Annotated in this window: 11 protein-coding genes; 5 read left to right on the top strand and 6 right to left on the bottom strand. The window is 69.4% G+C overall.

The genetic code is table 11. The features are described from left to right. Positions 1–167: 167 nt before the first annotated feature. Together ALMP_RS43335 and ALMP_RS43330 are read left to right on the top strand one after the other, a co-directional pair. Entirely contained in the window at positions 168–917 is a 750-nt protein-coding gene (locus tag ALMP_RS43335; RefSeq protein ID WP_375803630.1) for a dienelactone hydrolase family protein, read from the top strand. 128 nt (positions 918–1,045) lie between these two features. Then, positions 1,046–1,540 (top strand): hypothetical protein, encoded by a 495-nt coding sequence (locus ALMP_RS43330; protein WP_264937569.1) that lies wholly within the window; start codon positions 1,046–1,048, stop codon positions 1,538–1,540. A gap of 190 nt (positions 1,541–1,730) precedes the next feature. On the opposite strand, the gene ALMP_RS43325 is transcribed toward ALMP_RS43330, so the two are convergent. Further along, positions 1,731–2,378: a response regulator transcription factor gene (locus ALMP_RS43325; protein WP_264937568.1), complete on the bottom strand. Its 648-nt coding sequence runs from the start codon at positions 2,376–2,378 to the stop codon at positions 1,731–1,733. Then, a complete protein-coding gene (locus tag ALMP_RS43320; protein WP_264937567.1) occupies positions 2,375–3,622 on the bottom strand; it encodes a sensor histidine kinase in 1,248 nt (415 codons plus the stop codon). Before ALMP_RS43320 ends, ALMP_RS43325 begins: the two co-directional genes overlap by 4 nt. 178 nt (positions 3,623–3,800) lie before the next feature. On the opposite strand from ALMP_RS43320, the gene lgt reads away from it, so the two are divergent. Next, complete coding sequence (gene lgt, locus ALMP_RS43315) at positions 3,801–4,667, top strand: prolipoprotein diacylglyceryl transferase (RefSeq protein ID WP_264937566.1); 867 nt, start codon at positions 3,801–3,803, stop codon at positions 4,665–4,667. Positions 4,668–4,697: 30 nt separating this feature from the next. Further along, complete coding sequence (locus ALMP_RS43310) at positions 4,698–5,120, top strand: DUF6069 family protein (RefSeq protein WP_264937565.1); 423 nt, start codon at positions 4,698–4,700, stop codon at positions 5,118–5,120. Between the two features lie 224 nt (positions 5,121–5,344). On the opposite strand, the gene ALMP_RS43305 is transcribed toward ALMP_RS43310, so the two are convergent. From ALMP_RS43305 to ALMP_RS43290, 4 genes are all read right to left on the bottom strand, one after another. Then, positions 5,345–8,539: a glycoside hydrolase N-terminal domain-containing protein gene (locus ALMP_RS43305; protein WP_264937564.1), complete on the bottom strand. Its 3,195-nt coding sequence runs from the start codon at positions 8,537–8,539 to the stop codon at positions 5,345–5,347. Between the two features lie 509 nt (positions 8,540–9,048). Continuing rightward, positions 9,049–9,993, bottom strand: a complete 945-nt coding sequence (locus tag ALMP_RS43300) for an NADP-dependent oxidoreductase (protein ID WP_264937562.1) — start codon at positions 9,991–9,993, stop codon at positions 9,049–9,051. Positions 9,994–10,245: 252 nt separating this feature from the next. Next, the gene (locus ALMP_RS43295; RefSeq protein WP_264937560.1) at positions 10,246–10,722 is read right to left on the bottom strand and encodes a peroxiredoxin; all 477 of its coding nucleotides are present in this window, start codon (positions 10,720–10,722) and stop codon (positions 10,246–10,248) included. A 267-nt stretch (positions 10,723–10,989) separates the two neighbouring features. Next, on the bottom strand, positions 10,990–11,733 hold the full coding sequence (locus tag ALMP_RS43290; protein WP_264937559.1) for an NADPH-dependent F420 reductase: 744 nt from the start codon (positions 11,731–11,733) through the stop codon (positions 10,990–10,992). Between the two features lie 322 nt (positions 11,734–12,055). Here ALMP_RS43290 and ALMP_RS43285 point away from each other — a divergent pair, with 322 nt between their 5' ends. Beyond that, complete coding sequence (locus ALMP_RS43285) at positions 12,056–12,760, top strand: TetR/AcrR family transcriptional regulator (protein ID WP_264937557.1); 705 nt, start codon at positions 12,056–12,058, stop codon at positions 12,758–12,760. Positions 12,761–13,088 lie beyond the last annotated feature (328 nt).

Here is a 13,088-nt window from a genome sequence, read left to right as displayed (position 1 = left end):
AATGGGGACCAGCGCCCTTCACGGTTGCCCGGAGAGAGAGCAACAAGCAGCTGGCCGATCTTGCGCAATCGCACATGTACGACTGTGTCACCACCGCCCAGGTATGAACCCCAGTCCATCTGCCACACCCACACCACCCCACCCCATGTCGTCGTCCGGAGGATGCCGTGCCAGATCCCGTTTCCGTCACCCTGACCCACCTCAGCGCCCCGGCCGGCGGTTCCAAGCGGCTGACCGGACATCTCGTCCGGCCGGACGGACCTGGCCCATGGCCCGGAGTCGTGGTCGCGCACGAGGTCATGGGTGCCAATGACGAGATGCTCCGACAGGCGCGGCGGCTCGCAAGCGCCGGATATCTGACCCTGATGCCCGACCTGTACACGGACGGAGGCGCACGCCGCTGCCTGATACCCACCATGCGGGCCGCGCTGTCCGGCCACGGCCGCGCCTACCAGGACATCGCCGCCGCGAGAACCTACCTCGTCGATGACCCCGACTGCACCGGCGCGGTCGGGATCATCGGTTTCTGCATGGGCGGGTCCTTCGCCCTCATGGGGGCAGGCAGCGGCATCTTCGACGCCGCGTCCGCCAACTACGGCCAGCTCCCCAAGGACATGGACCAGGCCCTGGCCGACGCCTGCCCCATCGTCGCCAGCTACGGGGGCCGCGATCGACCGCTCAAGGGGGCGGCGGCGAAGCTCGACTCCGCCCTCGACAGGCTCGGCGTCGTACACGACGTGAAGGAGTACCCACAGGCAGGCCACGCCTTCCTCAACGACGAACAATTCGGCCCGCGCCTGCTGCACCCGCTGTACCGCGTCGCCGGGTTCGGACCTGTCCCAGAAGCCTCTGTTGACGCATGGCTACGCATTGAGGCCTTCTTCGACACCCACCTCAAGCACACGACCAAGGCCTGAGAAGCCGTTGTCTTTCCGGATCTGAGTAATGAGTTTCCGCTGTTCAGGCATGGTTTCGGCATCGCCGCGGGAGAGTTCGGGCGATCAGTTCGTTCTCGGTGATGCGGAGATGACCGATGCCATCGGTGATGGGGTTGCTGGAGGAGCGGGAGGCGGCTGCCCGGGTGCGGGCGGAGGAGCTGCGCGCGGAGGTGGAGCGGATCACGGCTGAACTCGCTGACGCGGAGGCGGTGCTGCAGCGGCGGGTGATCGCCCGGGCGGAACTCGCCGAGGCCCTGGCTGCTGGGGGCGAACAGACGCAGGTGCCCGCGGCCGGTGTGCAGAAGGCGCCGGCCGTGACCGGGAAGGCTCCGGCTCCGGTTGTGGGGTCCGTCGTGCCGCGCTGGCGCGAGGCGGCGACGGTGGACGCGCTCGCGGTGGACTACCGGCGGATCGTCGAGCTGGTGGAATCCGGTGCGGGTGACGGCGAGGAGATCTCGGCGAAGCAGATTGCCGCCGGGCTTCAGCTGGAGCTGGTGCCCGCGAAGATCGAGGGGGTGCGGTCCAAGGCGAGGCGTTGGCCGAGCGGGGCTGGCTTGCGGCGTCGCCGTCGGGCCGGTTCACGCGCGGCCACTGTGCCATGACCGGGGCAGGCCGCCTCCCGGGTCGTCCGTGCTGCGAAGGCCACTGCGGCATCGTCCACCACGATCTTCTCGACCAGCACCGCGGATCTCAACCGTCTTTGACTGGCCGTCACCGGGCCACAAGGAGTGGAGCAGAGCCGAACGAACTGGTGCGGCCTCGGTCCCTGACCGCCGTGCTTCTGAGCGGCGTTCAGTCGATGCGTATGATTCCGCGGCCCAGTGCGGCGGTGACAGCGGCGGTTCGGTCGGCGACGTCGAGCTTGGTGTAAATGTGCAGCAGGTGGGTCTTGACCGTTGCCTCGGACAGGCGCAGGGCGCGGGCGATCTGCTTGTTGCTCTGTCCGCGGGCCACGGCGGACAGAACTTCGAGTTCCCGGCCGGACAGGCCGGCACTCCGGTCGCCGCGCATATGGGCGAGGACTTTGGCGGCCACTGTGGGGGACAGGGCGGCTCCTCCCCGGGCGGCGGTGCGCACGGCCTCGCACAGCTCGTGTCGTCCGGTGTCCTTGAGCAGGTAGCCGACCGCGCCGGCGTCGATGGCGGCGGTGATGTCGGCGTCCGTGTCGTAGGTGGTCAGGACGAGGACGCGGACCTGGGGGTGGGCGGCGCGGATGGCGGCGGTCGCGGCGGTGCCGTCCATGCCGGGCATCTGCAGGTCCATCAGGACGACATCGGGTGCGAGTGCGGCGGTCTGGCGTACTGCTTCGGCACCGGTGGCGGCTTCGCCGACGACCGTGAGGTCGGGCTGGGTGGCGAGCACGGCGGCCAGCCCGTCGCGGACCACGGGGTGGTCGTCGGCGAGGAGGACGCGGATCGAGGGAGTGGGCGAAGTGCTCATGGCGCCGGGGCCATGGGCTGGGCAGCGGCCGCGGGTGACGGTGCGCAGGCCGAGGGCTCGACCGGGACGGGGACCGAAGGCTCGATCGGGAGCGGCACCGTGACGGCGACGGTCGTACCCTCGCCAGCGGCGCTTTCCAGCGCGAACGTGCCGTTCAGGGCGGCGATGCGCTCGCGCATGGTGGTCAGGCCGATGCCGGCCTGCCGGGCGGCGGGTGCGAAACCGGTGCCGTCGTCCTGGATGTCGATGGCCAGGGCGTCGCCGAGGTAGGACAGCGTGACCGACACGCTCGCTGCGCGGGCATGCCGCCAGGCATTGGTCAGCGCCTCCTGCACGACCCGCAGCAACTCGCCCTCGATGCTGGCAGTCAGGGCGACCGGTTGGCCGGTCACGACCGTGTAAGCCTCGATGCCGGTCTCCTCCGTCAGCCGGGCGGTGAGCTCGCGGACCGCTTCCGCCAGGTGCGTGCGCTCCAGTGGCGCCGGGCGAAGGGCCTGCACGAGGCGGCGGCTCTCGACCAGGTTGTCCCGGGCCGTCCGCATGGCCTGCTCGACGCGGCGGGCCGCGGGAGAGCCGGGTGGCAGGTCGTCGCGTGCGGCGTCCAGCAGCATGGAGATGGACGCGAAGCCCTGGGTCAGGGTGTCATGGACCTCTCGGGCCAGGCGCTGACGTTCGGCCAGGGTGCCCGCCTGACGTTCCGCCGCCGCTCGTTCCGCCTGGGTGGCGGTGAGTTCGTCCAGGAGCCGCTGGCGCTTGTGGCTCTCGTGGTCGAGGGTGGCGACGTAGCAGACGATGGTGACCGCCACCGCGGTCGTGAGCACGCAGCCCGTGAGCGTTCGCACGTCGGCGGAGCCGTCCGTGGTGAAGCGCTGCCACTGCCAGGCGCCGCCCAGCACCAGCACCCCGCCGGCCGACCACCAGGCCCGTCGCAGCCAGTACGGGGTCAGCACGGCCACGGCGACCGGGAGCAGCGCGGGGTCCACCACGGACATGGCCACCCACGCCGTCAACGCCCCGACAAGGTAGGGCAGCGGAGGGCGACCGGCCCCGCCGCGCAGCGCGATCCAGTACGCGTACCAGGCGGCGAGTCCCACCGCCGGGCCGATCCGCAGCAGTGCCGTGCCGGTCGTCAGGTCCGTCCCGGCCAGCGCACCCAGCACGGACAGGGAAAGCACGACGGCGAAGAAGGCGTGTTGACCCACGGCCTTCCACCGTGATCTCTCCCGTACCTGTTGCAGTGCCATGGGCCTCAGCGTACGGGCAGCCGAGTAGCCGGAGGACCAGCCGGTCGGTGCGAACGCATCCACCGATCGGTGGGCGGATGATGCGTCGATCGGTTGATGTGCCAGGCCAGTGCGGGCGGCGAAGATCAGCCCCGCACCCGGCCGCCCGAGCTCCACCGCACCCCGTGAGGAACCACCAGTGCCCCTGGCCTTCATTCCCAGCCCGTCCATCGGCGAGATCCACCTGGGCCCGCTGCCGCTGCGCGGCTACTCACTGCTGCTGGTCCTAGGAATCGCCGCGGCGGTATGGCTGGGCGGCCGTCGCTGGGCCGCCCGCGGGGGAGAGAAGACCGTCGTGACGGATGTGGCCCTGTGGGCGGTCCCCTTCGGTGTGGTCGGCGCCCGCCTCTACCACGTGGTCACGTCCAGCGAGCCGTACTTCGGCAAGGGCGGCGATCCACTCAAAGCCCTCTTCGTCTGGGACGGGGGCATCGGCATCTGGGGCGCCATCGCGGGCGGTGCCGTCGGAGCCTGGATCGGCTGCCGCCGCAACGGTGTCCCCCTGCCCGCGTTCGCCGACGCCGTCGCCCCCGGCATCGCCCTTGGCCAGGCCATCGGCCGCTGGGGCAACTGGTTCAACCAGGAACTCTACGGCCGGGCCACCACCCTCCCCTGGGCGTTGGAGATCGACCCCGCGCACCGGCCCGAGGCCACCCCCGGACTGGCCACCTACCACCCCACCTTCTTGTACGAGTCGCTGTGGTGCCTCGGTGTGGCCGCCCTCATCATGTGGGCGGACCGCCGCTTCCACCTCGACCGGGGCCGCACGTTCGCGCTGTACGCCGCCGCCTACTGCGTCGGCCGCTTCTGGATCGAGTACCTGCGGGTCGACGAGGCCCACCACATCCTCGGCCTGCGCCTGAACGACTGGACCGCACTGCTGGTCTTCGCGGCCGCCGTCGCCTACCTCATCGCTGCGACACGGCGGGCGGCCGACAGCCGTGGCGATGCCGACGCCGACCGTCTCCTTCCGCGCCTGGACGCGACCAGCAGTCCCAAGAGCTGACCATCTCCCCTTTCACGGAATGGAGTTGCCATGTCCTCTGTCACCGAGACACTCCCTTCACGGCGGAGCCCGCTGGTGGTGGCGGGAGGTGTCTTCATCGCCTTCCTGCTCGCCTCCGTGGCGAACGCGTTGATCGCCGTGCTGGCCCACGCGATGAGCGCGCCCGACGACTTCCAACCGCTGGAGCCCCCGGCGTATGTCTTCATGACAGCCCTGGGTTTGCTGGCGGGAGCCGTCGGATGGGGCATCGTCCGCAGGCGTTCCCAGGACCCCGAACGCCTGCTCCGCCGACTCGTCCCATCGGTCGTCGCCATCTCCCTCGTTCCGGACTTCTTCCTGTTCGACAAGGGCGAGGCGACCGGTGTGGCGGCGCTGCTCATGATGCACCTCGCGGTCGCGGTGATCGCGGTGCAGGCGTACCGCAGGGTCATGCCACTGGGCTCGGTGCGGTGACCGCAGCGACCTTCGGGCCACGTACGCAGTTGCTTCACGGCATCCTGCCGGCTGATTCCGACCTTGCCAGCAACGAGCACGATTGCCGGACGCGACGTGTCTTGTACCGGTCGGCAGGACGCGGTCGCGAAACCGGCCGTGCCGACGGCAGCGGCGGCGCGGGACGAGAACGGATCGGTGTTCGCCGTCACGGCCCCGCGGCCGCCGTCTCCCCTTTGGCGCCGTCAGGACTTGCTCGGCTTCACCTTCGTGTCGGCGCCGTTCACCCGTACGGTGATGTTCCCCTGGTTCCGTGCCCGGTCGGCCACGATCTTGTAGGACGTGACCTTCCCGTCCCGCCATTCACAGCTGACCTCGTAGCCGCCGCGGGCGCGCAGTCCGGTGAAGGAACCCTTGGCCTTCCAGGCGTCCGGCAGGGCGGGGAGCAGGTGGATGACGTCGTCGTGGCTCTGCAGGAGCATCTCCGCGACGGCGCCCGTGATGCCGAAGTCGCCGTCCATCTGGAAGGGCGGGTGGTTGCAGAACAGGTTGGGCAGCGTGTTGTAGGTCAGCAGTCCGCGCAGCATGATCTGGGCGCGGTGTCCGTCGCCGAGGCGGGCGAAGAGGGCAGCTCGCCAGGGCCAGGTCCATGAGCGGCGGCTGTCGCCCGACACCGTCGCGGCCGTGAACGGGACGCCGTCCTTCTCACCGCACCTCGCCTTGAGCGAGACGAGGGCGGCGGCCGCGAAGTCGGGTGTCTTCGGGGTGATCTGGCGGCCCGGGTAGACCGCGAAGAGGTGTGAGGTGTGGCGGTGGATGTCGGTGGGGCTGTCGATGTCCTCCTGCCACTCCTGCAGTTGCCCCCACCGGCCGATCTTGTTCGGCGCGAGGCGTGCCTGCATGTCCGTGACCTTGGCACGGTAGGCGGGGTCGGCCTCGAGCGCCGCCTCGCAGTCGAGGTAGTTCTGGAACAGGTCCCAGATGATCTGCTGGTCGTACATGACGCCGTCCTCGCGCGGCCCGTGTTCGGGGGACCAGCCGTTCGGTGCGACGAGCAGTCCGTCCTCGCGCTCCTTGAGGTGGTCCTCCCAGAACTCGCAGATCTCCTTGATCATCGGGTAGGCGACGGTACGGAGGTACTTCATGTCCTGGGTGAACGCCCAGTGTTCGTAGAGGTGCTGCGCGTACCAGGCGCTCGCGACGGTGTTCCACTCCCACGCGTTGCCGCCGAAGATGCTCTGGCTGGTGCGGGCGGTCCAGCCTCGTGTGTCCTTTCCGAAGGCGTTGCGGGTCGCCACGCGGCTGGGCACCGCCACCTGCCTGATGAACTCGATGAGTGCTTCGTGGGACTCCGGCAGGTTCGTCGTCTCGGCCCCCCAGTAGTTCATCTGGACGTTGATGTTGGTGTGGTAATCGGAGGCCCACGCCGGTGAGTTGCTGTCGTTCCACAGGCCCTGGAGGTTGGCGGGCAGGCCGTCCGGGCGCGAGGAACTGATCAGCAGGTACCGGCCGTAGTCGAACATTGCCTGTTCGAGGGTCGGATCCTCGCCGCCCGCCGCGTAACGTGCGAGCCGGGCGTTGGTGGGCAGGGCGACGACGGCGTCGTCGGAGGTGCCCCAGTCGACAAAGACGCGGTTCATGAGAGCACGTGTCGCGGCGGTGTGCTCCTCGCGCAGCTCCCCGTAGGACCGGGCGGATGCTCTGTCGAGTGTCCTGGTGATGACCGGTTCGGGATCAGCTCCGCGCCATCCGGCGGCGGCGTCCAGCTTGTAGTCGGTGCGGGCGTCGAGCAGCAGGGTCAGGCTTGTGCAGCCGCTGAACCGGAGCATCGACCCGTCGGCGCGCAGGTCGCCGTCGGTGTCCACGACCTGGACGGTGCACGCGTGCTTGAGACCGTTGCCCATGACTCCGCCGAAGGCGATCCGCCGGGCGGCGGCGTCGACGGTCGTCGGGGCGCCTTGCTGCGCGGACGTCAGAGAGATCGCCCCGGAAAGTCCCCGGTCTCTTTCCGACCTGTACCGGAAGACCATGACGTCCGCCGACCGGCTGGCGAAGGCCTCCCGCAGGACGCGCCGCCCCGGCGCGCCGAATCGGGTGACATGGACACCGTCTACGAAGTCCAGGGCGCGCTGGTAGTCGACGAACGCGCGCTGCGTGCGTGTATCGAACCCCCTGCCTTCCAGGGCGACTTCGGCGATCTGGAAGCCGGTGGACGACCCGCCGGGGGTGAACGTGAGCCGGTAGGTGCGGTAGGCGGTGCTGTTGGTGATCCGGAACGCCCGGGTCTCACCGCGGTCGGCGAAGGGCGCACCGGGGTTCTGCGTGTCGAGGGTCACCCACGCCCGCCCGTCCTGCGACGCCTCCAGCGTCCAGCGCCGGGGGTCGTCCTGCGGACGGTCCGGGGCCGCCGTCAGCGTGTACGAGGTGACGGCGACCGCGCGGGGCAGGTCGGTCTGCCAGATGACCGTGGGGGCGGCGTCGTCGACCCGCCAGACGGTGGCCGGATCGCGGTCCACCGAACACGAGATGTCCATGGCCCCGGCCCCGGCACCCGATCCCTCGGAGTGCCCGCTCGGCGACGACAGGTACAGCGCGGCGCCGCCGAGGTCGACGCCGGACAGACCGATCTCGGCCACCTGAAAGTGGCTGACCCCTGCCTTGGGGATGAAGTCGAACCGGTAGAAGCGGTACGACCCGCTGGTGGCGCAGGTGAACTCCTTCGTCTGGAAACGGCTCTCGAAGGGCGCCGCCAAAGTGCGGCTGTCCAGCGTGGTCCAGGCGGATCCGTCGGCGGAACCGGACAGCGTCCACTCCTGCGGGTCGCGCTGCGGCACATCGTTCGCACTCGTCAGACGGTAGGAGGGGACCTCGGCGGGCTCGGGGAGCTCGACCTGCCACCGCACCCTCGAACCGGGCCCGTCGATGCACCACTTGGTGCTCGCGTTGCCGTCGTACGACTTCTCCACGCCCTCGGACGAGGACGTGCGGTACGGCCCGCCGGGAGCCGTGACCTTCGCACGGTCGGCGAAGGTGACGACGACGTCGCCGAAGTTCCGGTACGAGCCGAAGCCGGTCATGCTGGTGTCGAACGCGTTGTCGGGCTTGCCCGCGAGCGCGTTGTCGTAGTTGTTGACCCCGCCCCACAGACTCTGCTCGTTGAACTGGATGCGCTCCTGGTCGGGGTCGGCGAACAGCATGGCGCCGAGACGGCCGTTGCCGATCGGCAGCGCCTGCGACTGCCAGTCCAGGGCGGGGACCGAGTACTTCAGCGCCTTGCGCGACAGGGTCGGCCACCGGACGGCCGCCGACGCGGCGGAAGTGGCGGCGAAGGCCGGCCCCGCAGGGGTGCCGCCGGCCAGCTGAGTGATCAGGGGTGCGAAGGCCAGGGCGCCGCCCAGCTTCAGGACGCTTCTTCGCTGCGGGTGGGATGCATCGGTCACGGCAAGATCTCCCAGCCATGGGTGTGCTGACATAAGGGGGAGTGCAACCTCTTCGAGTCCTCCGAGGGGCACGTCATCTTCGCCGCGGTATAGATCGGATGTCTAGAGGGCTGCAGCACCAACTCGTGTGACTTCCACCGGCAACTCGCAGACCACTCTGGCGTGATGAGAGACGAACCGCCTGCGTGTCGACTGCGCCCAAAGCAGCAGAGGACAGCGAGGAGCTTCGCAATACATCGGATGTCAGTCGCCTTGACTGACCGTGCCGATGAACGTCAGGCGAGCTCGCGACTCCCCCCAGTCCCGGTCGCTCAGGTCAAGTTGACGGTCATGGACGGGGCCGGAGTGCCCGCCCCGGCCGGCACAGCCGGGGAGATCTGGGTGCGCGAGCCCTCGGTGGCGGCGGTGTACCGGACCGCCGCCGGGACAGTGCCCGTGACCGACGGCGTCGGCGATTCAGGGACCCCACCCTCAAAGAACGACTCGTTGACGAAGTGAGCAGGGCCGACTTACTGAGTTGGGTCGACTACGCGCTTGCCTCGGGCGTGGCCGGTCTCGACCGCGCGGTGGGCGTCCTGGACGGCGCTCAGCGGGTAGACCTGCTCGACCACCGGGCGCAGTTCGCCGCGGTCCACATACCCGGCCAGGGTCTCCATGTCGTCGCGCCGCATCTTCTCGGACATGAAACGCATCCGGGGGCCGGGAAGCAGCACGGAGAGCAGGGCGAACGGCAGGCCCTTCATGGTCATGGTGACGGCGCGGCCTCCTCTGCGCACCATCCGGTGGTACTGGCGCGCGGAGCCTCCGTGGCAGTCCACGAGCGCGTCGAACTCCCCTGTCAGGGCGCCGGGCTTGATCGAGTCGTAGTCGAGGAACTGGTCGGCTCCGAGCTCACGGCAGAAGTCGGCATTGCGGGCACTGGCGACGGCCGTGACGCTCGCGCCCATGGCCTTGCCGAGCTGGACGGTGGTGCTGCCGACTCCACCGCTGGCGCCGACCACCAGGAGCCGCTGGCCGCTCTGCAAGCGCAGCCCGTCCCGCAGGACCTGCAGAGCGGTGAGGCCGACGGCCGGCAGCGCCGCCGCCGAGACGAAGTCGATGGTGGTGGGCGCGGCCGCCATCTGCTCCGGTCTCGCGACGAGGTACTCGGCGACGGCACCGGTCCTGCGCATGCGGATGCCCAGGAAGCCCCATACCCGCTGCCCGGGTTCCAGACCGTCGACGCCCGGGCCGAGCGCGGCCACCTCTCCCGCGTAGTCCACGCCGGTCCCGCGGGGGAAGGATCCCAGCCGGAGCCGACGCAGCTGGGTGTCGATGGGATTGACGCCGGCCGCGTACACCTTCACGAGTACCTGGCCGCGCGCCGGAGTCGGCACAGGGACATCGCGGATCTGCAGCACTTCCGGCCCACCGGAGCGGTCGATCTGAGCCGCTCTCATCGTACCGTTCGGCATGGTCATGCTCCTGTCTGAATTGTCGAACGCGGGTCGGCCACTGGCCAGGAGCGCGTCGCGGACGCCTCCTGCGGCTGCGGCCTTCCAGGGGGTGGGTGCCTGCGGTCAACAGGGAGGCGAACCGGGCTTCGCCGCTTCACCACTGGCGAAGTCGGGGAGCGGCACGGCGGAGTTGTCGTCGGGGAAACGGGTTGGACAGAACCTGCTCTGTGGCACAGCGGTCCACCCGGCCTGAGGTGGATCGCGGCGGCGTCAGACCGGGTCCTCGGTCTGGATGTTGCGGACCACGTCGAGCGCATCGTTGACGTGTTTGTCCGTGTTGGTCAGCGAGTTGAAGACATGCCGGACCGTCCCCTGACGGTCGATGACGTACGTGACCCGGCCCGGGATGATGCCCAACACGCTGGGCACCCCGTAGTCCTTGCGTACCTGCCCCTCCTCGTCGCTCAGCAGCGTGAAGGGCAGGTTGTGCCGGGCGGCGAAGGCCGCATGCTCGTGCACCGAGTCCGAACTCACGCCGATGACCTCGGCTCCGGCGTCGGTGAAGACCTCGTGGCTGTCCCGGAAAGCACACGCCTCGGCCGTGCAGCCGCGGGTTTCGTCCTTGGGATAGAAGTACAGGACGACTACCCCGTCGTCGAGCCGGTCGTACAGCCGGACCGGTGCACCGGATTGTGACGGCAGGGTGAAGTCGGGCGCCTTGTCGCCCACTTGTATGCCTCTTGCCATGTCCGTCTGCCTCTTTTCTTCCGCCGCAGGCAGGAGAGTGCTGCGGCTGTGGGGGGATGACCTGCACCCCTGCGGCCAGCGCGAGGAGACCGTCCTGGCCACGGCGCGTGAAGCCACCGGGCGCCACGTCAGGTCGCCCGGTCGAGGCCGGCGCGCATGAACGTGGTTGGCTCGTCCGACTCCCGGACGGCGGCCGGCTGTCCCGTTCCTTACCGGTGCTTCCGGACCAGCCACGGACCATTCGCGTCCGGCCTGAGCGGGCCGCCTCTAGTAGGAGAAACGGCCGCCTACCGGGCCCCGGACTGCGCTGACGGTCAGTTCCTTCACCTTGTGTGCGGGCACCGGGGCTCCGGAAGTCTCGCGGACCCAGCGCATGACCTCTTCCTGACCGGTTCCGAACGGCGGCAGACCCGGGAAGTACGGGTACACGTAGACCGGGGTGTTGGGTTCGCTGCGCCAGCTCTCGGTCAGAGTGCCAATGTCCACCGTGTCGAAGCCGAGGGTGTCCAGCAGTTCGGTTACCTCGGCCTTGGCGCTCGGCTCGTCACCGGCGATGGGCAGCGCACTGCGATCGGGCGCCCCAGAGGGACGGGCAAGGGTGAGCAGGCAGCGGAAGGAAATGTTGTTGAACGCCTTGACCACATGGGAGTCGGCCAGGTGGCGCTGCACCAGGGCGCTGGAGGTCGACTCGCCGGAGTCCAGCTCGCTGATCTGGCCGTCGCGCTCGGGGTAGTAGTTCATCGTGTCGATCACGGTCTTGCCCGCCAGCGCGGCGACAGGCAGCTTGTCATAGGCGACCAGCGGAATGGTGGCCACGACCAGGTCGCCGGACCGGGCGGCCTCGGCCGGGGTGGCCGCGCGGGCACGGGAGCCGAGGTCGGTGACGAGGTCGCTGAGGGTCTCCGGGTCCCGTGAGTTGCTCAGGACCACATTCAGGCCGGCGTCGACGGCGTGGCGGGCCACAATGCCGCCGATCGCGCCGGCGCCGATGATTCCGAGAGTCTTCCTCATGGGTCATGTCTCCTGGTAAGTCAACAGAGCTGGGTAGTAGGTCGCCGGGGCATAGCTTCGAAGGGTGCGAGTGGGCCAGGCTCGATCACGCAGGGGCAGATTCGAGGAGGCCGCCATCCGCTGGGCCCACAGAAACGCCGGCGGTCCTTCGACTCTTTCCCGGCCACGTCTGGGCCGGTCGCGAGACGTCGTCGCCGGCAGGACCTGCGCGGGAGGACGCTGGTCCGGACTCCGTATGCGACTGGCGACATGCACTCCCGACCATACAAGTCGAGGGGTCCCTCATGTTGCCCATCGTAGCAGCAAACATGAGGACTGCCTCATGTTGGGTACCCTCTCAGGTATGTCCACTCATCGAGCACGCGGCGAAGCCGCGACGGGCCGTCCTCTGCGGCGTGACGCGCAGCGCAACCGGGACGCCCTGCTCTCGGCGGCTCGCGCATGTCTGGCCGAGCAGGGCATGGAAGCCTCGTTGGAGCAGGTGGCCAAGCGAGCGGGCCTGGCCATCGGCACGCTGTACCGCCATTTCCCCACACGCCTCCACCTCGTGCAGGCGGTGTTCGCCGACAAGATCGAGGCCTGGCGGGAGGCCGCAGAGAAGGCCGAGGCCATGGACGACGCGTGGGAGGGGCTGCGCCTCTTCCTCGAGACGATGTGTGAACTCCAGGCCGGCGACAGGGGATTCCAGGACCTGGCTGCCATTCGGCTGCCGGAGACCGCCTGTCTGGCGGGGGCGCAGTCACGCATCCATGAACTCGCCGTCCGCATCGTGGAGCGCGCACAGGAGCAGGGAACGCTTCGCTCCGACGTCACACCCGAAGACCTCACCTTCGTCATCTGGGCCAACGGAAGCGTCGCCGAAGCCACTCAGGACGTCGCACCGGGGACTTGGCGCCGCTTCTTGCACCTGCTGCTCGACGGATTCCGCGCCGAGCGGGCGCATCCGCTTCCCCAACCGCCGTTGAGCAAGGACGAGTTGTACCGCGCCATGCTCCGACTCGACGGTGATCGCGACTGCACTGGGTGAAAGACGGTTCTCCGCGACGGCACACCGCGTGACGCCGCGCACAGGTGACTGCCCTGTGCCGTGACGCTCGCCAACACCGCCTGCAAGCGCTCGAAGACCTGTGGAACCGACCCGTCGGCGTCCCCTCGCAGCACGACACCCGATGGGTGTACCAGCACAGGAGCGGCGCGACCTGGACGGCGTGGCCCGCCGAGCGCCGCCCGAGGGACGTGCCGGTGTCGCGACACCGGCACGTCACCCCGTGAAGCGATCCACGAGTGCCTCATTCGGCGTGCCGTTGGCGATCGCAGCGACCAGCGCGGGCCGTGTCGCGCAGGTCGTCTTCGAG

It is taken from the genome of Streptomyces sp. A012304, assembly GCF_026008495.1.
Taxonomy (GTDB): Bacteria; Actinomycetota; Actinomycetes; order Streptomycetales; family Streptomycetaceae; genus Streptomyces.
The sequence above is the reverse complement of the archived record's forward strand: the minus strand, read 5'-3'. Positions and strand labels throughout refer to the sequence as shown.